The 21,344-nt window shown below is 56.9% G+C and carries 21 protein-coding genes; 6 read left to right on the top strand and 15 right to left on the bottom strand.

The annotated features are described in order from the left end of the window. Positions 1-16 precede the first annotated feature (16 nt). Positions 17-571, bottom strand: a complete 555-nt coding sequence (locus ACQZ5M_RS09305; RefSeq protein WP_296017488.1) for a DNA-3-methyladenine glycosylase — start codon at positions 569-571, stop codon at positions 17-19. A gap of 101 nt (positions 572-672) precedes the next feature. On the opposite strand from ACQZ5M_RS09305, the gene ACQZ5M_RS09300 reads away from it, so the two are divergent. The 3 genes from ACQZ5M_RS09300 (at position 673) to ACQZ5M_RS09290 (ending at position 3,431) form a co-directional block, all read left to right on the top strand. Further along, on the top strand, positions 673-1,452 hold the full coding sequence (locus ACQZ5M_RS09300) for an SDR family oxidoreductase (RefSeq protein ID WP_296017486.1): 780 nt from the start codon (positions 673-675) through the stop codon (positions 1,450-1,452). 207 nt (positions 1,453-1,659) lie between these two features. Continuing rightward, complete coding sequence (locus ACQZ5M_RS09295; protein WP_296017632.1) at positions 1,660-2,664, top strand: L,D-transpeptidase family protein; 1,005 nt, start codon at positions 1,660-1,662, stop codon at positions 2,662-2,664. Positions 2,665-2,684: 20 nt separating this feature from the next. Continuing rightward, complete coding sequence (locus ACQZ5M_RS09290) at positions 2,685-3,431, top strand: L,D-transpeptidase (RefSeq protein ID WP_296017484.1); 747 nt, start codon at positions 2,685-2,687, stop codon at positions 3,429-3,431. Positions 3,432-3,617: 186 nt separating this feature from the next. On the opposite strand, the gene ACQZ5M_RS09285 is transcribed toward ACQZ5M_RS09290, so the two are convergent. The 3 genes from ACQZ5M_RS09285 to ACQZ5M_RS09275 are packed head-to-tail and all read right to left on the bottom strand — an operon-like array spanning position 3,618 to position 6,548. Further along, positions 3,618-4,646 carry a sensor histidine kinase gene (locus ACQZ5M_RS09285; RefSeq protein ID WP_296017482.1) on the bottom strand — a complete coding sequence of 343 codons (1,029 nt, stop codon included), beginning with the start codon at positions 4,644-4,646 and terminating at the stop codon, positions 3,618-3,620. A gap of 13 nt (positions 4,647-4,659) precedes the next feature. Next, positions 4,660-5,097, bottom strand: a complete 438-nt coding sequence (locus ACQZ5M_RS09280) for a response regulator (RefSeq protein ID WP_296017480.1) — start codon at positions 5,095-5,097, stop codon at positions 4,660-4,662. Further along, positions 5,094-6,548 carry a sensor histidine kinase gene (locus ACQZ5M_RS09275; RefSeq protein ID WP_296039706.1) on the bottom strand — a complete coding sequence of 485 codons (1,455 nt, stop codon included), beginning with the start codon at positions 6,546-6,548 and terminating at the stop codon, positions 5,094-5,096. Before ACQZ5M_RS09275 ends, ACQZ5M_RS09280 begins: the two co-directional genes overlap by 4 nt. Positions 6,549-6,805: 257 nt before the next feature. Here ACQZ5M_RS09275 and ACQZ5M_RS09270 point away from each other — a divergent pair, with 257 nt between their 5' ends. Together ACQZ5M_RS09270 and ACQZ5M_RS09265 are read left to right on the top strand one after the other, a co-directional pair. Further along, complete coding sequence (locus ACQZ5M_RS09270) at positions 6,806-7,114, top strand: hypothetical protein (RefSeq protein WP_296017478.1); 309 nt, start codon at positions 6,806-6,808, stop codon at positions 7,112-7,114. A gap of 55 nt (positions 7,115-7,169) precedes the next feature. Then, positions 7,170-8,360, top strand: a complete 1,191-nt coding sequence (locus ACQZ5M_RS09265) for a low temperature requirement protein A (RefSeq protein ID WP_296039696.1) — start codon at positions 7,170-7,172, stop codon at positions 8,358-8,360. Positions 8,361-8,378: 18 nt separating this feature from the next. Here ACQZ5M_RS09265 and ACQZ5M_RS09260 read toward each other — a convergent pair whose 3' ends face one another. The 5 genes from ACQZ5M_RS09260 to ACQZ5M_RS09240 form a co-directional block, all read right to left on the bottom strand. After that, complete coding sequence (locus tag ACQZ5M_RS09260) at positions 8,379-9,515, bottom strand: PLP-dependent cysteine synthase family protein (RefSeq protein WP_296039694.1); 1,137 nt, start codon at positions 9,513-9,515, stop codon at positions 8,379-8,381. 256 nt (positions 9,516-9,771) lie between these two features. Beyond that, positions 9,772-10,524, bottom strand: coding sequence for an ABC transporter ATP-binding protein (locus ACQZ5M_RS09255; protein WP_296039693.1), 753 nt, complete (start codon positions 10,522-10,524; stop codon positions 9,772-9,774). Further along, positions 10,518-11,582, bottom strand: a complete 1,065-nt coding sequence (locus ACQZ5M_RS09250) for a FecCD family ABC transporter permease (protein WP_296039691.1) — start codon at positions 11,580-11,582, stop codon at positions 10,518-10,520. The genes ACQZ5M_RS09255 and ACQZ5M_RS09250 overlap by 7 nt, the downstream gene beginning before the upstream one ends. A gap of 1 nt (position 11,583) precedes the next feature. Further along, positions 11,584-12,720, bottom strand: a complete 1,137-nt coding sequence (locus ACQZ5M_RS09245; protein WP_296098157.1) for an ABC transporter substrate-binding protein — start codon at positions 12,718-12,720, stop codon at positions 11,584-11,586. 96 nt (positions 12,721-12,816) lie between these two features. Next, complete coding sequence (locus tag ACQZ5M_RS09240) at positions 12,817-13,950, bottom strand: ABC transporter substrate-binding protein (RefSeq protein WP_296098159.1); 1,134 nt, start codon at positions 13,948-13,950, stop codon at positions 12,817-12,819. Positions 13,951-14,058: 108 nt separating this feature from the next. Between ACQZ5M_RS09240 and ACQZ5M_RS09235 the strand changes: the two genes are divergently transcribed. Further along, on the top strand, positions 14,059-14,868 hold the full coding sequence (locus ACQZ5M_RS09235) for a class I SAM-dependent methyltransferase (protein ID WP_449079548.1): 810 nt from the start codon (positions 14,059-14,061) through the stop codon (positions 14,866-14,868). Positions 14,869-14,906: 38 nt separating this feature from the next. Here the strand turns inward: ACQZ5M_RS09235 and ACQZ5M_RS09230 are convergent, their stop codons facing one another. The 6 genes from ACQZ5M_RS09230 to ACQZ5M_RS09205 form a co-directional block, all read right to left on the bottom strand. Further along, a complete protein-coding gene (locus tag ACQZ5M_RS09230; protein WP_296017461.1) occupies positions 14,907-15,752 on the bottom strand; it encodes a dipeptide ABC transporter ATP-binding protein in 846 nt (281 codons plus the stop codon). Beyond that, complete coding sequence (locus ACQZ5M_RS09225) at positions 15,749-16,615, bottom strand: ABC transporter ATP-binding protein (RefSeq protein ID WP_449079547.1); 867 nt, start codon at positions 16,613-16,615, stop codon at positions 15,749-15,751. Before ACQZ5M_RS09225 ends, ACQZ5M_RS09230 begins: the two co-directional genes overlap by 4 nt. Position 16,616: 1 nt before the next feature. Further along, a complete protein-coding gene (locus ACQZ5M_RS09220) occupies positions 16,617-17,534 on the bottom strand; it encodes an ABC transporter permease subunit (protein WP_449079546.1) in 918 nt (305 codons plus the stop codon). 15 nt (positions 17,535-17,549) lie between these two features. After that, positions 17,550-18,554 carry an ABC transporter permease subunit gene (locus ACQZ5M_RS09215; protein WP_296017455.1) on the bottom strand — a complete coding sequence of 335 codons (1,005 nt, stop codon included), beginning with the start codon at positions 18,552-18,554 and terminating at the stop codon, positions 17,550-17,552. A 149-nt stretch (positions 18,555-18,703) separates the two neighbouring features. Further along, the gene (locus tag ACQZ5M_RS09210; RefSeq protein WP_296039683.1) at positions 18,704-20,302 is read right to left on the bottom strand and encodes an ABC transporter substrate-binding protein; all 1,599 of its coding nucleotides are present in this window, start codon (positions 20,300-20,302) and stop codon (positions 18,704-18,706) included. Positions 20,303-20,612: 310 nt separating this feature from the next. Beyond that, positions 20,613-21,305: a superoxide dismutase gene (locus tag ACQZ5M_RS09205; RefSeq protein WP_296098170.1), complete on the bottom strand. Its 693-nt coding sequence runs from the start codon at positions 21,303-21,305 to the stop codon at positions 20,613-20,615. Positions 21,306-21,344 lie beyond the last annotated feature (39 nt).

The following is a 21,344-nucleotide window of genomic DNA, read 5'->3' as shown; positions in this document are numbered from 1 at the left end:
ACCCACCGATGGTGGTCTAGCGCAAGCGCGTAATTGGCTTGCTGAGGCAGTCTGAACCTTTCAGGCCAAATCGCCACTGCGCTTCGGTCGCCTTACTGATGCCAATGCGCGCGCCGACCAAGACATCAGGCACGGACTGGCGATCTCGCAGAAGGAAGGGTTCTTGTAGAACCGAAACTCCATCCAGATTGCCAGTGATCCCCAGCGCTTGGCAAAGCTTTCCTGGTCCAGAGCATAAAGCTTTCGTGGCTGCAGTTCCGCGTCGAGACGCCATGAGGTCAAGGCCGGTTTGAGGGTCGAGAGCCCGTATCAGCACAGCGGAGCCAGAAAGACAGACTATGTTCGCGCACCAGTGAATGCCGTAGGACCGGTAGACATAAAGATGTGCTGGCGGTCCGAACATGGCGCGATTGCGTACGGTGGGGCCATTGAAGCTGTGGGACGCCGGATCGTCCGACCGATAGGCTTCTGTCTCGACGACGATCCCGCCCGTATTGTGGAGTCGGAACTCCATGCCGATCATCGCCTTGGCAACGGTAACGGCGTCCCTCGAAAAAAAATCCTTGTTCATCTGGACATGTTGCCGCGTTGTGTCTTTCGGAACAACCGTTTTTCTAAGCAGTTTGTGGAGGGCGCGGTTAAAAGATCGCGTTGCAGCACAGGGGAGATCTTATGGTGAAAGGAAAAGTCGCACTCGTGACCGGCGCCGGATCAGGTATCGGAAAAGCAGCCGCGATTGCGCTTGCCAAAGAGGGCTATGCGATAGGCGCGCTCGGCCGCACGGCGAGTGAACTCGACGAACTTGTGGCGGAAGTTAAAAGCCAGGGTGGTACCGCAAAAGCGCTCATTGCCGATGTTGCAGATCCGTACGAGATGGCGCACGCAATCGATCAACTGACGGAGACCTTCAGCCGCCTGGATGTTGTTGTTGCCAATGCCGGCATTAACGGCGTATGGGCCCCGATTGAGGATCTGACGCCTGAGGAATGGGATAATACCATCACGGTCAATCTTCGCGGAACCTACCTTACCCTCAACAAGAGCGTGCCACATCTTAAAGCCGCTGGCGGCGGATCGATCATCATCGTCTCGTCCATCAACGGAACGCGCACCTTTACCTCCCCCGGTGCCACTGCCTATTCGGCTACAAAGGCTGGCCAGCTTGCCATGGCCCAGCAGCTAGCGCTCGAACTGGGGCAATACAAGATCCGAGTGAACGCGATTTGCCCAGGGGCCATCGAAACCAAAATCGATGACAACACCGATATTCGCAGTTCGCGCGAGACCGCTGTCCCGGTTGAGTGGCCGGAGGGGGACATTCCTATTACGGGTGGAAAGGCCGGTTTAAGTGAGGATGTGGCTGATCTGGTGGTCTTTCTGGCCGGCGACAAATCGCGTCACATCACCGGCACGCCGGTCTGGATCGATGGCGGACAAGGGTTGCTTCGCTAGCCGGATTGCCGCACACGGTTTCTCACGTGTTTGTGTGTCTATGATTAACGAACTCGTAACGCAAATTCACGACTCTTTGTGCAAGCGGGTGGTTGCCGTCATGTGGTCACCTTCTTTAGTTACGCAGTAGCGGCAGAGAGACAGGCAAGACATTCCATGGGCACTTCGGCAAAATCGGGTTTCGCACCAACGAAGCTTCGAGACATCATGATTGCTTCGGCACGTGCCGCTGCCGTCGTAGCACTGTGCGCGTCGCTTGCTGCCTGTACGTCTATGGGTTTTGACAGCGCGTCGAAAGAGCCGCCGAAGCTGTCCTCCAAAGTTGCAGCTGCCATGTCCGCCAAGGGCATGAAGCCGGAAAGCCCGGTTCTTGTGCGCATATTCAAGCAGGAAAGCGAACTGGAAGTTTGGAAAGTCGACAAAACCGGCAACTACGCTCTGTTCAAGACCTATCCCATGTGCCGCTGGTCCGGCAAGCTCGGACCCAAGACGAAGAGCGGAGACAGACAGGCGCCGGAGGGCTTCTATCACGTGTCTTCCAGCATGCTGAATCCGAACTCTCAATACTACGTCTCGTTCAACCTCGGTTATCCGAACAGGCTCGAATCTGCGCTTGGCTATACCGGCGAAGCACTCATGGTGCATGGTGCGTGTTCTTCGTCCGGCTGCTATGCGATGACGGATGCGCAGGTGGGTGAAATCTATGCGATCGTCGAACGGGCATTGAAGGGCGGTCAGGACCGTTTCCAAGTGCAGGCCTATCCTTTCCGTATGACGGCGAAAAACATGGCCGCCTACAAGAATGACCCGAACTTTGCCTTCTGGCGGACCCTGAAGGATGGCTATGATTACTTCGAGGTCACCCGTCGCCAACCGAAAGTGTCAGTCTGCGGTCGCCGTTATGTCTTCAATGCGGAGTTTGCCAATGGAGAACCGAGCGATCCGCTGGCCGCGTGCCCGCCTGCCATCAATCAACCCGAGGCGCAGGTGGCAGCACGTCTGAGTGCCGAGAAGCAGAAGCTCGACGTTGCAATGGCTGAAGGAACTTCAAGCGCTCTGAACGCTTATGTGGATGGCGGAATGCATCCGAGTTTCCGTGCTCTTCTGAAAAGCAGCGGACCTAAGGATATGGCAGGGCGCGTATCCGGCACAAAGTACCCGATAAGCCGCCCGGACGCGGCGCTCGCAGACCCGTTTTCGGGAACGCGATGACCAGTTGATGAGGATCTGGATTGAATAAGCATGACACGACACGCCGGAGTTTCCTGTTCGGCACCGGCGGACTGGCGCTGACGGCATTGGCCGGCTGTACCACAACACCACGCGAAACAGTGGAGGTCCGCCCAAGGGTTGATCCCTATTACGCCGAAGTCTACGGACCGAAACCTGAGGAGCAATTTCCGCTTCCGGCTATCCCTTACCAGAAGATCGACCCGCGCTTTTACCGTCAGATGGTGGAAAACCCGACTGGCGAACGGCCCGGTACGATCGTGGTCGATACGGCGAACCATTTTCTTTATCTGACATATGAAAACAATCAGGCCATGCGCTACGGCGTCGGTCTTGGGCGCGCCGGGTTCGAGTGGTCGGGCAGGGGCGTCATCCAGTACAAGCGCCAATGGCCACGCTGGACACCGCCTGACGAGATGATTGCACGTCAGCCCGAGCTTCAGCCCTATAGCGCCGCCAATGGCGGCATGGCACCGGGTTTGATGAACCCGCTGGGCGCGCGTGCGCTCTATATCTTTAAGGACGGTCGTGATACGATCTATCGCCTCCACGGTTCGCCTGAATGGTGGACGATCGGCAAATCCGTCTCGTCCGGTTGCGTCCGCTTGATGAACCAGGACATTGTCGACCTTTATAATCGCGTGCCGGACGGCACGCCGATCGTTGTAACATCGTTGGCGCCTCCCTCGCAAATGATGGCGGGTACGCCTGCACCGCAAGTCGTTGCTGGCCTGCCGGGCACATACTGAAGCGTTCGCTCTTAATGGAGACGCGCCCGAAAGCGTCGCTCGGAAGGTCGGGATCGATTGTAGGAAAATACGATGCTTAGATCTAAGGACGCTGGGCGCCGCGCGGCCAGTGTCCTCTGTTTATCGCGTGTCGTGATTGCGGCGAACGTCCGCCCAATCTGCGTGAACTGAAAACGCATCGCCGATTCAGACGTGTGTCGCGTCCCACTCTACGCAGATGCGCGTTCCCGTTTGCGGCTGCACACTGCTCTGTTCTACTGTCGCCTTGAGGCTTCGGGCCATGGCGGATATCAGCTTGGTGCCGAGCCCGGTGCCTTGCGGCGTAGGCGCGCTTCCCATGCCCACGCCATCGTCTTCGACTGTCAATTGCAGCTTTCCGTCCCGGCTTCTCAGCGCAATGCGAATATCTCCGCTTCCGGAGGGATAGGCGTATTTGAGAGAGTTGGTGGCCAGCTCGGTGACGATCACACCAAGCGCCACCGCCTGATCGGGTGCGGCGCTGATCGTCTCCATATCCGTGGTGATGCGGATACGCTCTTCATCGGGACCGGACTTGGCAAGCTCGCTGATGATCGAAGAGAGATAGGCATCGAGATCGACGACACCCATATTGTCCGCGGTGTAAAGGCTGCGGTGAACGCCTGCTATGGCGGAAATGCGGTTTTGCGTTTCCGATAGCACGGTGCGCGCCTCCTCGCTGGAGGCCGCGTTCATCTGCATGCGTATCATCGCGGAAACCAGCGAAAGGCTGTTGGCGATGCGGTGGTTCATCTCCTTCGCCATCAGTTCGGCGCGCTCCTTGGCACGCACCAGAAGACGCTCTGCCTCCTCCTTTTCCTTACGAAGCTGGAAGTTCGCGCAGACCTGCTCGATCGACGTCAGCAGCAGAGGGAAGAAATCGTCTGTGACAGTCTTGATCACATAATCGGCAGCGCCGGCTTTCAAGGCATCAATGGCGATTTGCGCCTCGCTCGCACCCGTTACGTAGAGAACGGGCGTGTCGCGTGTCCGCTCTCCAATCGCCTTGAGGAATTGAAGACCTGTTCCGTTTTGAAAGTAGTGATCCAGAACGACGGCGTCGAAGCGGGCCGCATTGAACTTTTCCAACCCGATGGCGACCGACGGCGCATGTTCGACGTCAACGCCGTGTCGGCGCAGCACGCGGGTGGCGAGCCTGGCAACTGTTGGATCGTCATCGACATAAAGTATATGCACCGCCGTTACGCCTTCATGGGACCTGTATGACCGAGAAGAAGAGGCCGAGGTTTCTAATTGCTGTTGCAAAGCCTTCGTAATCGACCGGCTTGGTGATGTAGACATTCGCACCCAGATCGTAGCACTTCTGGATTTCGGTCTCATCGTCCGTTGTCGTCAAAACCACGACAGGCAGACGCTTCGTGTGTTCGTTGCTCTTGATCTGCTCCAAGATCCGGATCCCCGACATATCGGGAAGATTGAGGTCCAGCAGAACCAGCAGGTATCGGTCCTTGCTGACGAGACCGTCACGCTCCGGTCCAAGAATATAGTCGAGCGCCTTGTTGCCCAATGTGAAGGGGACGATGTCGTTGTTGACGCCTGCGCGTCTTACATTCTTCTCGATCAGGCGGGCATGTCCCTCATCGTCTTCGATCATGACGATCGTGACTTCCTGTCCTGTTATTTTCATATCTCGTTACCTCGTGTGATTTTCCGCAGATCCGTTGGCAAAGTCAGCTGAAAGGTGCTTCCCTTGCCAAGTTCCGAGGTGACGGTAATGTCTCCACCTAAATTTCTTATTAGCGAACGCACATGTGCGAGTCCAATACCCTCGCCTTGTTGATCCTGGTCGCCGGCGCGTCTGAAGAGTTCAAACACCCGTTCGAGATCATCCTCTGCGATTCCGCGTCCATTATCGCAGATATCGACCCGGACTAGGCCACGTCCTTGCGGCAAGATGCGCGCCGAAAGTTGAAGTGGACGGCCTTTCATCTGGTACTTTACGGCATTGTCAAAGAGGTTGCCAAGAATCTGGTCGAGCGAAATCCTATCACTGATCACAGTGAATGGCTGTACGTTCACGTCGATATCACCATCCACAGCAGAAACCTGGTGCTGAACGCTTGCAGCCGCTGTTGCCAGTAGCTCCTTCAGGTCGACTTTCTCCGCCTGCAATTTGCGACGGCCGTCGCGTGAGATCTTTAGGATGGCATTGATAAGCTGGTCCATCTTGCGGGTGGACGAACGAATGAAGCCTATCGCTTCCGGCAGATCTTCTTCAACGGCAAGCCGGGCTTCCTTGATCTCGCTGTCTTGAAGCGTTGCACCATTGGCAAGGACGTAGCGCTCAATTGGTTTGAGCGAGGCCTCGAATTCCGAGAGGAATCCCATGATATTAACGAGTGGCGCACGCAGGTCGTGGGTCACGATATAGGCGAAGCGTTGGATTTCCTGATTAGCCCTAATCAGGTCTCTTGTTCTTTCGTTGACGCGCTCTTCAAGGCCGCGGTTGAGCGAATCGACCTCCTCGCGTGAGCGCATCAATTCGCCCACATATTTCGCGATGAGGAAAAGCGCACCGCCCACCACCGCGACGATTGCGATTGCACCGCCGACCGTCACCCAGCGAAGGTTGTAGGCCGCGTTGAGCTGTTCGGAAACGATCGTGCGCAGCCGGTCATCCGTAATGTCCTGAAAATAATCCAGTGTTTGACGGATTTCCCGCATATATATGAGGCCGCTATCGGCCCGCACGATGTCAATCGCTTCATCCGTGCGTCCCGCATTGACGAGGTCGATCGTACGCCCGATTTCGTTGAGCTTGGCTATGAGCGCGGCTTGCAGCCCCGGAAGTTTTGCAGCGTAGGCAGGCTTGTTCTGAATGGCTGCTACCAAGCGCGCGCGTTTGTCCGCAAGCGTTTCGGCAGCATCGCTATAGGGCGCCAGATATTCTTCCCTTCGCGTCAGAAGATAACCGCGCTGTCCCGTCTCTGCGTCCTGGATCGTGGTCAACAGATCCAGAATGGCGGCGCGCGTCCGCCGGAGATCGACGATCTCATGTGAATAGCTGTCGTTCTTCTGCACAAGCCAAAGAGACGCGCCGACCATCCCGATCAGCAGCGCAATTCCAAGCCCCAGCATGACGAGCGTTCGCCTGACGAAAGGAGATAGCTTGACCAATGACGTCCCCAGATCCCGATATGTAACTTTGCAAGGCATGTCGCAATGTTCGGTTGAACTGGACCTAGGCCTATGCCTTTGCTTATGCAAGTTTCTGTCCGCTTTCCAGAGCTTGAGTACGCTTTCGCACAAATGACTAGGCATGACGCAACGGCGGTGGAACCATATTTCCCTGATTTATGTTGTTCGTGCAAAGCAAGATAGAGCTGGAGAAGAAGATGAAACGGTCCGCTGTAGGCGCCGCTGCGCTATTCCTATTGTCAACGACGACCGCTGTGCTAGCGCAGACCTACGAAGTCAGCAGCGTTATTCCGTCAAAAAAGCCGTCGCTGGCGACGGTTACGAGGCAGGCCATGGAAGATGTGCGGCCTCACTATATCGTCGATGTTGCGGGAAAGCGCGTTCGATTGATAGGTCCACGTTTCTATCCAGACAACTCCAGCGACGTGGAATTGATGGGGCGTAACCAGGCCTTGGAGCGGGAAGCTGGGCATCCTGACATGTCCTTCGCGACCGCGGCACGGTAGTTTAAACGATCGCTTGCCGCCAGCTCGGTAAAGCATTTACACCGGGGAGCCAGTATTGGCAAAAAATGCGGATAGGGGTTGGATCAGGCCAGACGGCGACGAGTCGCAGAAGGCCACGTTCCCGGAGCTATTTTTTGACCTTGTTTTCGTCTTTGCGCTGATCCAGCTTTCGGCCACCCTGGCGAAAGATTTCGGCCCGACCGCGCTTTACGAGGCGGCGATCCTTATCCTTGCCCTGTGGTGGCTTTGGGTTCACACCACGTGGCTGACCAATCTGTTGAACACAGACAAGGGCCCGGTCAGGATGTTCCTGTTCGGGCTAATGTTTGCGGGTGTCCTTTTGGCGATTGCGCTGCCGAAGGCATTTGAGAGCCAAGGCCTTATCTTTGCTTCTATCTACACGGCGATGCAGCTGTCTCGCTCGCTCTTCGGGCTCTATGTCTTCCGCGGGGTCGATCACGGAAATTCCAAGACCTTCGGTAGGATGACAGTCTGGCTGATGGTGTCCAGCCTCCTCTGGATCGCCGGCGGTTTCCAAGACGATCTAACTATTCGCTTGATCCTGTGGACCGTGGCCATTGCCATAGAATATGCTGGACCTTTAGCGCGCTATCATGTTCCCGGGTTGCGGGCTCAAGACGACGAGCAACTTCTTCTCTCGGGAGAGCATCTGGCGGAGCGTTGCGCGCTCTTCGTCATTATCTGCCTTGGCGAAACCATTTTGACCACAGGGAAAACAGCGACGGAATACATGAATTCGAACCTGACGTTCATTGTATTCTGTGCTGCCTTTTTAAGTACGGTCGTGATGTGGTGGATATATTTTCACCATGGCCAAGAGGAAGTATCGGATAAGGCCGAAGAGGCCGAGGAGGCCGCAGAGCCGGAAACGATCGCGCAAAATCTCTTCAACTACGGCCACCTGCCAATCGTTGCCGGAATCATTCTGACGGCAGTTGGAGAGGATTTCAGCCTTTCCCACAGTCACGATGCGTCGACGTTGCGGGAATCGCTTGCCATCATGGGCGGGCCCATCCTTTTTCTGATCGGCAATATCGGCGTGAAGGTTGCATCGTCCTTCGTGAGGCCGATTTCGCACTTCGCAGGTATCGTTGTGCTGGCCGCACTTCTCTTCGTGCCGGGCGTACCGCTCTATGGATTGCAGATCGTCAGTGCCGCTGTCCTGCTTATGGTCGCGATCTGGGAGTATGTAGCACTTCGCCGGCATGCCGCATCCGTGGGATAGTTGCAGCGCGGCGCTGCTCTATGCCGTCTCGACGCTTACATCGAAGTTGCGGAAGTCGCCACTGTCGATGAAGGCTTCCACCATGGCCTTGTAAGGCGCGATGTCGATCTTGTTCTCAGCCAGCCAGTCTTGGTTATAATAGGTCGCTGCGTAGCGGTCACCGCTGTCGCAGATGAGCGAAACCAGAGAACCTTCACGCCCTTCCTTCATCATCGCCGCAGCGATCCAGCAGACGCCGAAGAAGTTTGTGCCAGTTGAGCCGCCCACACGTCGGAAAAGTCGCTCCGACAGCACATGCATAGCAGCGATCGATGCCGCGTCTGGTATCTTGATCATGTGGTCGATGACACCGGGAATGAAGGACGGTTCCACGCGCGGGCGTCCCACGCCTTCGATGCGCGACGGCGTCGAGCAGGTGACGTTGCGATCCCCAGACATATAAGACTGGTAAAACGCCGAGTGCTCCACATCCACCACGCAGAGCCGGGTTGGAAGATTGCGATAGCGAATGTAGCGGCCGATGGTGGCAGAGGTGCCCCCTGTGCCGGCATTCATCACCACCCATGATGGTTGTGGATGCTCTTCGCTCTGCATCTGGTCGAAGATGGACTCGGCGATGTTGTTGTTGCCACGCCAATCGGTTGCGCGCTCGGCATAAGTGAACTGGTCGAGGTAATGACCATTCGCTTCCGCAGCCAGTCTCTCTGCCTCGGTGTAAACTTCGGCGGGGCTGTCGACAAAATGACAGCGGCCACCGAAGCGCCCGATGGCTTCGACCTTCTGGCGGCTGGTAGAGTGCGGCATGACGGCGATAAAGGGCAGGTCGAGAAGATGTGCGAAATAGGCCTCGCTGACAGCGGTCGAACCGGACGACGCCTCCACCAGCGTGGTTCCCTGCCGGATCTTGCCGTTGCAGATGCCATAAAGGAACAGCGAGCGCGCGAGGCGATGCTTCAGACTGCCGGTCGGGTGCGTCGACTCGTCTTTCAGATAGATCGATATGCCGCGCAGACCATTGAAAACGGGTTTAACGAGGTGGGTATCTGCCGAGCGGCGACCATCACCCTGAAGTATGCCGATGGCGCGTCGGGCCCATTCGCGGTCTTCGCATGCAGGCAGTGGCGTGATTGGCGGCGTGGAAAGGCACTCATGCATGACGCTCGAACTCCATCTGCATCAGCAAGTTTGCTGCTAATGATGCATTATTCAAATATTTTGCCGAACCGTCATTATCCATAAAAATATGCTCCCATGAGTGTATATGGAAGAAGAATGTTCCATGGAATCGTCCTATATTAGAATGGTGCTTTTGCAAAGCGGGACGTTGTCAGCGTCATGGACCGCAACGCAAAAAAATTAGCGCCGTGTGGTTTGACCGGCTCTACCAGAGCTATTTGTAAACGCGGTGGCGTCAGGCCGTACCATCTACCAGAACGAAGCGCTGTCCCCTCGAGCATGTTTCGATGCGCGCATCCACCCGATAAATATCGCGCAGCATTGCAGGCGTGATGACATCTTCGGTCATGCCGCTCACCACCATCTGGCCGCCTGCAATCACGAGCGTGTTTTCACAGTAGCGCAGAGCGTGGTTCAGATCGTGAAGCGCAATCAACACGATCATGCCTTGGCGGCGAGCAAGGCCTGAGATGAAGTCCAGCACTTCCACCTGTCGGTGGAGATCGAGCGCCGACGTCGGTTCATCCATCAACAGCACTTCCGGCTTGCGCACCAGTGCCTGCGCTAAAGACACGAGCTGACGCTGACCACCGGACAGTTCGCCAAGTCCGCGGAAGGACAGGTTGTCGATGTTGAGCGCCTTCAGGATCGCGTCGATCTCGGCAAGTTCGTCGTCGCGAACTTTCCAGCCGCTTCCCTGCTTGGCAGAAAGCAGGATGGATTCGTAAACCGTGAGCACCGCATTGGCACCAGTGTCCTGGGGCATGTAGCAGATGGTCTTCGGCCCTTGCTCCGTTTGCGATAGCGTCACCACGCCGGGACCGGAAATCAGGCTGGCAATCCGCTTGAAGAGCGTGGATTTTCCTGCTGCATTCGGGCCGATGACGGCAGTGACGCTTCCGGCTTTCAGCATGTCCATGGTGACGTTGGAAAGAACTGTCGTGCGGCCATACTTTGCGCCGACATCCTGAAGAGCCAAGGCTACCATGCGCGTCTCCTGTTGGAAAAGATCAGGATGAAGAAGAAGGGAACGCCGACAAGGGCGGTAATAACGCCGATCGGCAGAACAGCACCTGGGATCAGCATCTTGCTGACGACCGAGGTGACCGACAGCAGCAGCGCGCCGCAGATGACGGAGCCGGGCAGGAAGAAGCGCTGATCTTCTCCGACAACCATGCGGGCAATATGCGGGCCGACCAGACCGACGAAGCCGATCGTGCCGACGAAGGACACTGGTATGGCGGCCAGCAGGCTTACCGTCAGCATGGTCTGGAGGCGCAGGCGCCGGACATTGACGCCCATGCTGGCCGCCTTGTCGTCGCCGAGCCTGAGCGCCGTCAAAGCCCAAGCGTTCTTCATGAACAATGGAACGGTGAGCACAAGAATAGCCGCCGTGACATAAACCTTCGCCCACGTCGCTTTGGTCAGGCTCCCCATGGTCCAGAAGACGACGGCTGCCAGCGCTTGTTCGGATGCCAGATATTCCAGCAGTGATAAGGCGGCATTGAAGGTGAAGACCAGGGCGATGCCGAGAAGCACGATAGTTTCGACGCTGACACCGCGCATGGTCGAGGCGAAGTGGATGAAAAGCGCTGCCAGCATGGCCATGAGGAAGGCATTGATCGGCACCATATACTCGACAGCGCCGGGGAAGATCGCGATGCCACCGACGAGTGCCATGGCCGCACCGAAACTTGCCGCGGCCGAGATGCCGAGCGTGAAGGGACTTGCCAAGGGGTTCGACAGGATGGTCTGCATCTGCGCGCCCGCAACGGAGAGAGAAGCGCCGACGGTGACCGCCATCAGGGCAATCGGCATGCGGATATCCCAGATGACGACGCGCAGCTGGTTGGCGACGGCAGCTGGATCGAAAATCGCTCCGACCACTTCGGAGAGTGTGTATCTCGCTGGCCCAAGCGCCATATCGGTCGCGACGCTGAGACACAGCGCCAATGTCAGTCCGACCAGGATGAGGATACGGCGACCGGCAAGGGCGCGATATCGATGGCCCCCCGTTTCCACGGACGTCTCGCTGATGGAAGCCATATCAGTTCACGCCTTTTTCGAGGGAGACGAAGTAGCCTGGCTTGTAGGTGATGGGCAGGAATTTCTTGTGGAAGTCATCAAAGTTCTTTTCCGGATCAAGGTCGGCAAAGAGATCCGGGTGGAACCACTTGGCGAATTGCTGGATCGGAACGAACTCATAGGGAGCGCCGTAGAACTGGTGCCAGACGGCGTGCACATTGCCGTCCTTCACTGCCTTCAATTCCGGGAAGGGCGTGCGGGTCATCAGCTTGGCCAGACGTTGCCGCGAAAGCTTCATGTCCGCACCGCGTCCGACTGGAACGAACTGGTTGATGTCGGATTCTGCCGCCCAGTTTGAACCGGTGACAATAATGTGCTCGGGATCGGAAACGACCAGCTGTTCGGGGTTCAGGTCGCCGAAGGTTGTCTTGATCACGTCAGACGCAATGTTGTGGCCTCCAGCCTTTTCGATCATTTCACCGAAATTGACCGGGCCGAAGGTGCGGCAGCAGGTGTTTTCTCCGGAAATGCCCGGCGCGCGTTCGATGAAGACGCCTGGGCGTTTCAGGTCCTTGACCGTTGCAAGTCTGTCGGTGACGAGCGCAATTTGCTGGCGTCGATAGGCCATGAACTCGTCGGCCCGCTGCTCGGCACCGAATATCTGTCCAAGGGCGCGAATGGAGGGTTCGGTGTTCTTCTCTGGATCGAGGCGAAAATCGAGATAGACGACCTTGATACCGGCAGCGGCGGCCTTGTCCTCGAAACCGCTTTCCTTGGCACTTTGCTCCGCCTCCAGGTTGAGTGTGATGATATCCGGCGAAAGGGCGATGGCGGCTTCGAGGCTGAATTCGCCCTGCGGCAGATAGCCGAAGCGGGGCAAGTCCTTGATCTGCGGGAAACGCTCCACATAGGCCGTGTAGCTGTCGGGATCCTTTTTGATGAGATCGTCACGCCAGCCAACAACCGTATCGAATGTCTTTTCACCCTTGAGGGCAGCCACCACATGAACCTGACGGGCTTCGCCGAGGATAACCCGCTTTGCCGGCAGGTCCATCTCGACGGTGCGACCAGCAGCGTCGATTATCTCAGTCGACCATGCTGGGGATGAAAGTGCGGCAAGGATAATCGTTGCAATGGTGCCAAGCGTTTTGAAAATCATGGGATAACCCTCTTTTAAAAACAGCATGGCGAGCCGGATGGAGGGCCGCCTCGCTTCGTTCGGTCTGGCCTGGTTCGGGCCATCACGGTACAGCTCTTACGTGTCGTCCTTGAGAGACACGAAGTAGCCGGGCTTATATTCGAGCGGCAGGAAGCGCTCGTGCAGTTCCTTGAACGTCGCTTCAGGATCGAGATCCTTGAAGAGAGCGGGGTGCAGCCACTTTGCGATCTCCTGGATGGCGACGAACTGGTACGGGTTGTTGTAGAACTGGTGCCAGATGGCGTGGACGTTGCCGTTCTCCACCGCCTTGACGCCGGTAAAGCCCGGACGTTTTGTCAGATTTTCCAACTTGCGGCGTGCTTCCTTGAGGTCCGCGCCATAGCCCACGCCGACCCAGTTGCCGCCTGGTACATAGGCATCCCACTTGCCGCCGGTAATGATGATCTGATCAGGATTGGAGGCGATGATCTGTTCCGGGTTGACCGTGCCGAAGGTGCCGGGGATTATACCCTTGGCCATGTTGATGCCACCGGCGATTTCGACCATTTTGCCGAAGTTTTCGTTGCCGAAGGACATGCAGCAATCGTCCGAATAGCCGCCAGCGCGCTCGACGAAGACCACGGGCTTCTTCGGGTTTTCCTTTTCAAGGACGTCGGTTACGCGCTGGATGCTGTCGGAGCGGAACTTGATGAAGTCTTCCGCGACTGTTTCCTTGCCCATCAGCTTGCCCATGAGGCGCATGCTCGGCTCGGTGTTTTCCATCGGCTTCTCGCGGAAGTCGACATAGACGAGAGGAATCCCGACCTTGCCGAGCTTCTCAATATAGCCGGCTTCTTCTGTTGCGGTCTTGGCGTCGATGTTCATCAGGATGACGTCAGGCTTCAGCGCAACCGCCTGCTCGATATCGAATGTGCCGTCCTTCATCCCACCGAATTTGGGAAGCTTGGCGATGTTCGGATATTTTGCGAGATAGGCGTCATATGTTTCCGGGTCGGCCTTCGGCAGATCGTCGCGCCAACCGACGACATGTTCAAAAGGATTGTTTTTGTCCAGAGCGGCGAGAAAATAGATTTGGCGGCCTTCGCCGAGAATGACATGCTTGACTGGCACATTGACCTCGACATCGCGTCCAGTGACGTCTTTGACCGTCACTTTTTCAGCGAAAGCTGGCCATACGCTCGAAACCACAAGGCCCATTGCAAGAACTGCGGATCTGCCCGTAATGCGCATTGAAATAGCTCTCCAATAAAACTTTTGGCGCTTTATGATTTTATGATTGCATTCGTCAAGTTTTATCTTTTAGAGCAATTCTCAACTGCAATCCTGAGGTTCACCGGCATGGACAGCGCAAATGGCTACGGAAGCAACTTTGGTCTGAAGGACGAGATCAAGGCCTATTGGTCCGCGCGCGCTGCAACCTTCGATCTTTCACCAGGTCATGAGATTTTTTCCGAGGATGAACGCGCCGCCTGGCATCGCCTTGTGTTGAAGCATCTGGGACCGGGTGAGGGGAAGCTGGCGCTCGATCTCGCAAGCGGCACGGGCGTCGTCTCGCATCTGATGGACGACCTCGGCTATCGTGTCACTGGCCTCGACTGGGCAGAGCCCATGCTGGAGCGCGCAAAGACGAAAGCGAAGAGCCGCAACCGAGCAATCACTTTCCGGATGGGCGATGCAGAAAATACCATGGAGCCGGACGCGAACTATGATGTGGTGATCAACCGCCATCTGGTCTGGACGCTGGTCGATCCAGAGGCTGCCTTCCGCGAGTGGCTGCGTGTGCTGAAGCCCGGCGGCAAGGTGCTGGTCGTCGATGGTGATTTCGTCAATGTCAGCCGCACCGAGAAGCTTCTGAAAGATCTGGCGAACTGGCTGCAAAAGCGCGGAGTTCTCAAGGCTGAAGCCGTTCATATGCCGCCAGATATGGCGGGCACCCATAACAGCATTCTTTCACGCGTCTATTTTTCCAATGGTGCGCGCGCGGACGCGGTTGCAGTATTGTTGCGTGATGCTGGTTTCGAGGAGGTGACGATCGACACCGACCTTCGCGACGTCCATAGGAGCCAAGCCAAGAACTGGAATTTCCTGAAGGCTGCGGCCCGCGGAATCCAGCACCGTTACGCGATCTGTGCGCGCAAGCCGGAATAAAAAACCCCGGATCGCTCCGGGGTTTAAGGATCGTCCAATCAGCCGGCCTTCGCCATAGCCTTGGCGGCCACACGGGCGCGGATGGATTCGACATCCGCTTTAGGCGTTGCCGCAAAGAGTGTACGCGTATAGCTGTGCTTCGGGTCGGAAAAAACCTCATCGCGCGTGCCGTGTTCGACGGCTTCACCGAAATACATCACCATCACTTCATCGGCGATATACTTCACCACCGAAAGATCGTGGCTGATGAAGACATAAGTCAAGCCGAACTCGTCCTGCAAGTCGGCGAGCAGGTTGAGAACCTGAGCCTGGACCGAAAGGTCAAGCGCCGAAACTGGCTCGTCCAGCACCAAGAGCTTCGGGTTGAGCATCAAGGCACGCGCAATGGCGATGCGCTGGCGCTGGCCGCCGGAGAACATATGCGGGTAGCGGTTGTAATGCTCTGGGCCGAGACCCACGCGCACCAGCATATCATTGGCCTTTTCGCGACGCTCGGCGGCGGACATGTTGGTGTTGATCAAGAGCGATTCACCCAGCACATCGCCGATCTTCTGGCGCGGGTTCAGCGAACCATAGGGGTTCTGGAACACGATCTGAACCTTCTGGCGCATCTCCGGCGTCAAATGGCCGGGACGTGTGTCCATTTTCTCGCCGTCGATGAAGAGGTCACCCGATGTCGGTTCGTCGATAAAGGTCAGCATACGGGCAAGGGTTGACTTGCCGCAGCCGCTTTCGCCGACAATCGCCAGCGTCTTGCCGGTCTCGAGCTTAAAGGACACGCCCTTGACGGCATGGACCGTCTTGCTCTGCTTCATGAATCCGCCAGGGATATGGTAATCCCGCTTCATGTCGCGGACTTCGAGCATGATTTTATTGTCACTCATGCCGTTTCTCCCGCAGCGCTTGAGGCTGGTGTCGGCGTACCGTCGAAGAACTGCGACACGGTGGTCAGGCGATCACCCGTCGCATTCTCCGGCAGCGCTGCCAGAAGCGCCTTCGTATAGTTGCTCTTGGGGTTTTCAAACAGAGTGAGCACGTCGGCTTCCTCCATCTTGCGACCCTTGTACTGCACCACAACGCGATCGGCCGTTTCCGCCACCACGCCCATGTCATGGGTGATCATGATGAGGCCCATGCCGGTTTCGGCCTGAAGGCGCATGATCAGATCGAGGATCTGCTTCTGGATCGTGACGTCGAGCGCGGTTGTCGGCTCGTCCGCGATCAAAAGCTTCGGATTGCAGGCAATGGCAATCGCGATCATGACGCGTTGGCACTGGCCACCGGACATCTGGTGCGGATAGTGCTTCAGACGCTCTTCCGGGGCAGGCAGTCCGACGAGCTTGAAGAGTTCGATAGCGCGTGCACGACGCGCTTTCTTGTCGAGACCCATGTGGATGCGCAGAACTTCCTCGATCTGGAAACCGACCGTGAAGCAAGGGTTGAGGCTTGCCACCGGCTCCTGGAAGATCATTGCGACATCCTTGCCGATCAGCTTGCGGCGGTCGGATGGGCTGAGCTTCTGGATGTCTTTGCCCTGAAAGAGCATGCGGTCGGCAGTGATGCGCGCCGTCCAGGGCAACAGACCCATGACAGCCAGCATCGAGACGGACTTGCCGGAGCCGGACTCGCCGACAATGGCAAGTACTTCACCCGGATCGACCGAGATCGACACGCCATCCACGGCGCGGAACCAGCCATTGGCGGTTTCGAACTCGACGGTGAGATTATCGATTTGCAGAAGTGCCATATCAGGACCTCTTCAGTTTCGGGTCGAGCGCATCACGCAGACCGTCGCCCATCAGGTTGATGGCAAGAACGGTGATGAGAATGGCAAGACCGGGGAAGGTAACGACCCACCACGCGCGCAAAATGAACTCGCGCGCTTCGGCAAGCATGGTGCCCCATTCGGGTGCGGGCGGCTGCGCGCCCATGCCGAGGAAGCCTAGAGCCGCCGCATCGAGAATGGCGTTGGAGAAGGAGAGTGTCGCCTGAACGATGAGCGGCGCGGTGCAGTTCGGCAAAATCGTGCGGAACATCAGACGCAGCGGACCGGCACCGGCCAGACGCGAGGCCGTGACGTAATCCTTGGACTTTTCCGCCATGACGGCGGCACGCGTCAGGCGCACGAAGTGCGGCTGAAGAACGAGCGCGATCGCGATCATGCCGTTGGTGAGGCCCGGTCCGAGAATAGCGACCAGAACCAGCGCCAGAAGCAGGGACGGGAAGGCTAGAATAATGTCCATCAAACGCATGATGGCGGTATCAAGCCAACCGCGATAGTAGCCGGCCAGAACGCCGATGACGACGCCGGTGGTCAAGGACAGTGTGGTGACGAACACACCGATGAACAGCGAATACTGTGCGCCATAGATCAGGCGCGATAGGATATCGCGGCCGACGGGGTCGGTGCCTAACAGGTATGTCAGGCGTCCACCTTCAACCCAGGCAGGCGGAAGAAGAACGGCATCGCGATATTGCTGGAATGGCGAATGCGGCGCGATGATCGACGCAAAGACTGCGATGATCACGAGTGCCAGGAAAACATAAAGGCCAATGACGGCACCCTTGTTTTCAGAAAAGTAAAACCAGAATTCCTTCAGCATCTGCTTGCGCATGGCGGAAGAGGAAACCGGTGCTGTGGTTTTGGTAATGGCGGTATCGGCCATGAAACGGTCCTCCTTTTAGTGCCGGATGCGCGGGTTGATCAGGCCATACAGGAGGTCAACGATAAGGTTGACGACCATGATGATGCCCGCAATCAACAGCAGGCCGCCCTGAATAACCGGGTAATCGCGGCGGAAGACGGAATCGACCATCCACTTGCCGATGCCCGGCCAGGAGAAGATCGTTTCGGTGAGGATGGCACCGGCCAGCATGACGCCGACCTGCAGGCCGATGGTGGTGATGACCGGGATCATGGCGTTGCGCAACGCATGGATGCCGATGACCCGGAAGGGAGACAGGCCCTTGGCGCGCGCGGTGCGCACATAGTCTTCCGACAGCACTTCCAGCATGGCCGAGCGCGTCTGGCGCGCAATGACGGCAAGCGGGATTGTGGCCAGCACGATCGACGGCAGCGCCAGATGGCTTAGCGCCGAGGCAAAAGCGCCTTTTTGGCCGGAAAGCAGCGAGTCGATCAGCATGAAGCCGGTGACTGGCGGGAAATAGAACATCAGCGAGATGCGTCCTGAAACCGGTGTCCATTGCAGGATGCCCGAGAACAGGATGATTAGCAGCAGGCCCCACCAGAAGATCGGCATGGAGTAGCCGACGAGGGCCACGCCCATTAGGCCCTGATCAAAGATCGAACCACGCTTGATGGCGGCGATCACGCCTGCCGGAATGCCGATGAAGACAGCAAGGATGATGGCGCAGACGGAGAGCTCGACGGTTGCTGGAAACAGCGCGAAGAACTGATCGATGATCGGCGACTTGGAGACGATCGAGGTGCCGAAATCACCCGTCAAAATACCCTTGAGGTAATCAAAATACTGGATGACCAGCGGCCGATCCATGCCGAGAGCGGCGCTGATCTGCGCATGGCGCTCTGGCGACATGACGCGCTCGCCGGACAGAAGTGCGACCGGATCGCCCGGCAGAAGCCGGATGAATAGGAACGCGATAATGGAAACCCCGATGAATGTCGGGATGAGCACGGCGATACGCCGCACAAGAAAGCCAATCATGAGAAACCTTCGATCTGTTCCTTACAAGGAACCTATGCTCTGGCACGAGGCAGTTTTTTGCCTGCTTATTGATGTTTTATAAGTGCCGCATAAAAGAAGTGCCGCGCACCTTTTACGAGATGCGCGGCAATTCTATTCGGGTGCAGCGATTACTCGGTGATGTCGACGTTTTCGAACGTGAAGTCACCCAGCGGGCTCTGTACGAAGCCGGTTACTTCCTTACGCATCGGAACGATGGACAGGGAGTGGTCGAGCGTGGCCCAAGGCGCTTCCTTCTTGAAGACGACCTGAGCTTCTTCGTAGAGCTTGGTGCGCTCGGCCTGATCGGTCGTAACCTTGGCCTTCTTAACCAGATCGTTGAACTCCTTGTTGCACCACTGTGCACGGTTGTTACCGCCAACAGCTTCGCAGCCGAGCAGCGTGTCAAGGAAGTTGTCCGGATCGCCATTGTCGCCGGTCCAGCCGAGCATGACGGCGCCGTCACGATCCTTGGCCTTGGAGCGGTCGAGATACTCGGCCCACTCGTAAGAGACGATTTCAACCTTGACGCCGATCTTGGCGAAATCATCCTGGATGATTTCAGCAGCGCGGCGGGCGTTCAGCATGTAAGGACGCGAAACCGGCATCGCCCAGACCTTCATGGAAAGGTCCTTCACGCCGGCATCTGCCAGCATCTTCTTGGCGGCGTCGAGATCGTAGGCGTCGTCCTCGACCTTGTCGTTGTAGGACCACATGGTCGGCGGCAGCGGGTTCTTGGCAGGTGTTGCCATGCCCTGGAAGACTGCGTCGACAATGGCCTTCTTGTTGATGGCCTTGTTCAGCGCCTTACGAACTTCGATCTTGTCGAACGGAGCCTGTGTGGTGTTGTAGGCAAGGTAGGCGACGTTAAGGCCTTCCTGCTCCATAACCTTGAGGTTCGAATCCGACTTCATGGACTGGACGTCGGCAGCGTTCGGGTAAGGCATCAGGTGGCATTCGCCAGCCTTGAGCTTCTGGTAACGAACGGCAGCATCGGTGGTGATGGCGAAAACGAGATCGTCGATCTTCGGTGCGCCGCCCCAGTAGTCCTTGTTGGCCTTGTAGCGGATGACGGCATCCTGCTGGTAGCCGACGAAAGCGAACGGACCAGTGCCGACCGGCTTCTGGTTCAACTCTGCCTGCTTGCCTTCAGCGGCGAGCTTGTCGGTGTATTCCTTCGAAACGATCGAAGCGAAAGGCATTGCGAGGTTTGCAAGGAAGGGAGCTTCCGGGCGGTTCAGCGTGAACTTGACCGTCATGTCGTCGACCTTTTCGACCGACTTGATCAGTTCAGGGAAGCCCATGCCGGCTGCGTATTCCCAGGACGTGCCCGGAACATACTGGTGCCATGGATTGTCGGTCTTGATCTGGCGCTCGATGGAGAAAACAACGTCATCGGCGTTCAGTTCGCGGGTCGGGGTGAAGAACTCCGTGGTCTGGAATTTGACGCCAGGACGCAGCTTGAAGGTGTACTCCTTGCCATCCTTCGAAACTTCCCAGCTCTCGGCGAGGCCTGGTACTGGCTTCGTGGTGCCCTTTTCGAATTCCAGCAGGCGGCTGTACACGGTGTGCGCAGCGGCGTCGAAGGTGGTGCCGGCGGTGTAGAGGCCTGGATCGAAGCCTTCTGGCGAACCTTCGGAGCAGTAAACGAAGGTCTTCGCGCTTGCCACGTTTGCAAAGCACGTCGCCGAAAGCAAGGCTGCGGCGATGATGCTAAGTTTGTATCTCATATGTGAGCTCCCAATTTTTTGTAACCGGCTCGCTTGTCCCGCGGATGCCGACTGATCGTCGTTATAAGAAAGTCTTTACATACTCAAGCGGACACCTGAAACGATTCATATGATTTTTGATGAAATAATCAACTTATCGCGATCTGATACTATTTTAGGCGGCGCGATTAGAATGTTATGATCGTTGAGATGCTTAAAAGCGGTATATCCTCCTATCGTCCTTTACGCTCACTCATGTCAAAACGCCCCGCTGAAAGCAGGGCGTCTATGATTTACATCGGGGCTTGGCCTTGGATTTGCCAAAGAAACTTTACGCCGCAGACATTTTCTCGCCGACGAAGCGCCAGTTTATCAAGTTTTCCAATACGGCTTTGATGTGGGCAGGCTTTCGGTTCTCGTAATCGACATAATAGGCATGTTCCCAGATATCGATGCCGAGATAAGCTGGGCGACCAACGGCTACAGGATTGTTTCCGTCTTCGTATCCCACTAGCGCAAGTTTGTTGGCGTCATCTCTGGTAAGCCATACCCAGCCTGTGCCGAAAACTTCATCGGACGCGGTCACAGCCTTTTCGATGAACTTGTCATAGCTGCCGAATGCCGTGTTGATCTCGTCCGCCGTTTTGCCCTCAGGTCTGTTCGGGCCGCCCGGGACGAACTGCTCCCAGTAGAAAATGTGGTTCCACGCCTGAGCGGCATTGTTAAAGATCTTTTTGTCTGCGGGCTTGCCGTAGGACGCTGTCACGATCTCCTCGAGTTTCATGTCAGCATAAGGCGTGCCCTTTGCGAGCGTGTTGAGTTTGTCGAAATAAGCCTTATGGTGCTTTCCGTAATGCAAACCCACTGTCTTTGCCGAAATATGCGGTGCCAGCGCATCCTCCTTGAACGGGAGTGAGGGCTGCTCGAAAGGAACTGCGGCGCGGCCAATGGACGGCGTTGAAAGAACCGTGGCGACAGCGGAGGCCGCTCCTGCTGCAAGGACTGTGCGTCTGGTCAGTATCATGGCGGTTCAAAGCTCCTGATCGCGAGAGGTCAAGCCCCG

Source organism: Rhizobium sp. 22-785-1 (assembly GCF_053521965.1).
This window is presented reverse-complemented; position numbering and strand designations above follow the sequence as displayed.

Coding starts and splice junctions, on each gene's coding strand:
- ACQZ5M_RS09240 (WP_296098159.1), bottom strand. CDS start 13,950: ATGCGCATTACGGGCAGATCCGCAGTTCTTGCAATGGGCCTTGTGGTT.
- ACQZ5M_RS09305 (WP_296017488.1), bottom strand. CDS start 571: ATGAACAAGGATTTTTTTTCGAGGGACGCCGTTACCGTTGCCAAGGCG.
- ACQZ5M_RS09300 (WP_296017486.1), top strand. CDS start 673: ATGGTGAAAGGAAAAGTCGCACTCGTGACCGGCGCCGGATCAGGTATC.
- ACQZ5M_RS09210 (WP_296039683.1), bottom strand. CDS start 20,302: ATGAGATACAAACTTAGCATCATCGCCGCAGCCTTGCTTTCGGCGACG.
- ACQZ5M_RS09220 (WP_449079546.1), bottom strand. CDS start 17,534: ATGGCCGATACCGCCATTACCAAAACCACAGCACCGGTTTCCTCTTCC.
- ACQZ5M_RS09245 (WP_296098157.1), bottom strand. CDS start 12,720: ATGATTTTCAAAACGCTTGGCACCATTGCAACGATTATCCTTGCCGCA.
- ACQZ5M_RS09280 (WP_296017480.1), bottom strand. CDS start 5,097: ATGAAAATAACAGGACAGGAAGTCACGATCGTCATGATCGAAGACGAT.
- ACQZ5M_RS09260 (WP_296039694.1), bottom strand. CDS start 9,515: ATGCATGAGTGCCTTTCCACGCCGCCAATCACGCCACTGCCTGCATGC.
- ACQZ5M_RS09235 (WP_449079548.1), top strand. CDS start 14,059: ATGGACAGCGCAAATGGCTACGGAAGCAACTTTGGTCTGAAGGACGAG.
- ACQZ5M_RS09230 (WP_296017461.1), bottom strand. CDS start 15,752: ATGAGTGACAATAAAATCATGCTCGAAGTCCGCGACATGAAGCGGGAT.
- ACQZ5M_RS09205 (WP_296098170.1), bottom strand. CDS start 21,305: ATGATACTGACCAGACGCACAGTCCTTGCAGCAGGAGCGGCCTCCGCT.
- ACQZ5M_RS09215 (WP_296017455.1), bottom strand. CDS start 18,554: ATGATTGGCTTTCTTGTGCGGCGTATCGCCGTGCTCATCCCGACATTC.
- ACQZ5M_RS09255 (WP_296039693.1), bottom strand. CDS start 10,524: ATGGTAGCCTTGGCTCTTCAGGATGTCGGCGCAAAGTATGGCCGCACG.
- ACQZ5M_RS09275 (WP_296039706.1), bottom strand. CDS start 6,548: ATGCTGGGGCTTGGAATTGCGCTGCTGATCGGGATGGTCGGCGCGTCT.
- ACQZ5M_RS09250 (WP_296039691.1), bottom strand. CDS start 11,582: ATGGCTTCCATCAGCGAGACGTCCGTGGAAACGGGGGGCCATCGATAT.
- ACQZ5M_RS09270 (WP_296017478.1), top strand. CDS start 6,806: ATGAAACGGTCCGCTGTAGGCGCCGCTGCGCTATTCCTATTGTCAACG.
- ACQZ5M_RS09295 (WP_296017632.1), top strand. CDS start 1,660: ATGATTGCTTCGGCACGTGCCGCTGCCGTCGTAGCACTGTGCGCGTCG.
- ACQZ5M_RS09225 (WP_449079547.1), bottom strand. CDS start 16,615: ATGGCACTTCTGCAAATCGATAATCTCACCGTCGAGTTCGAAACCGCC.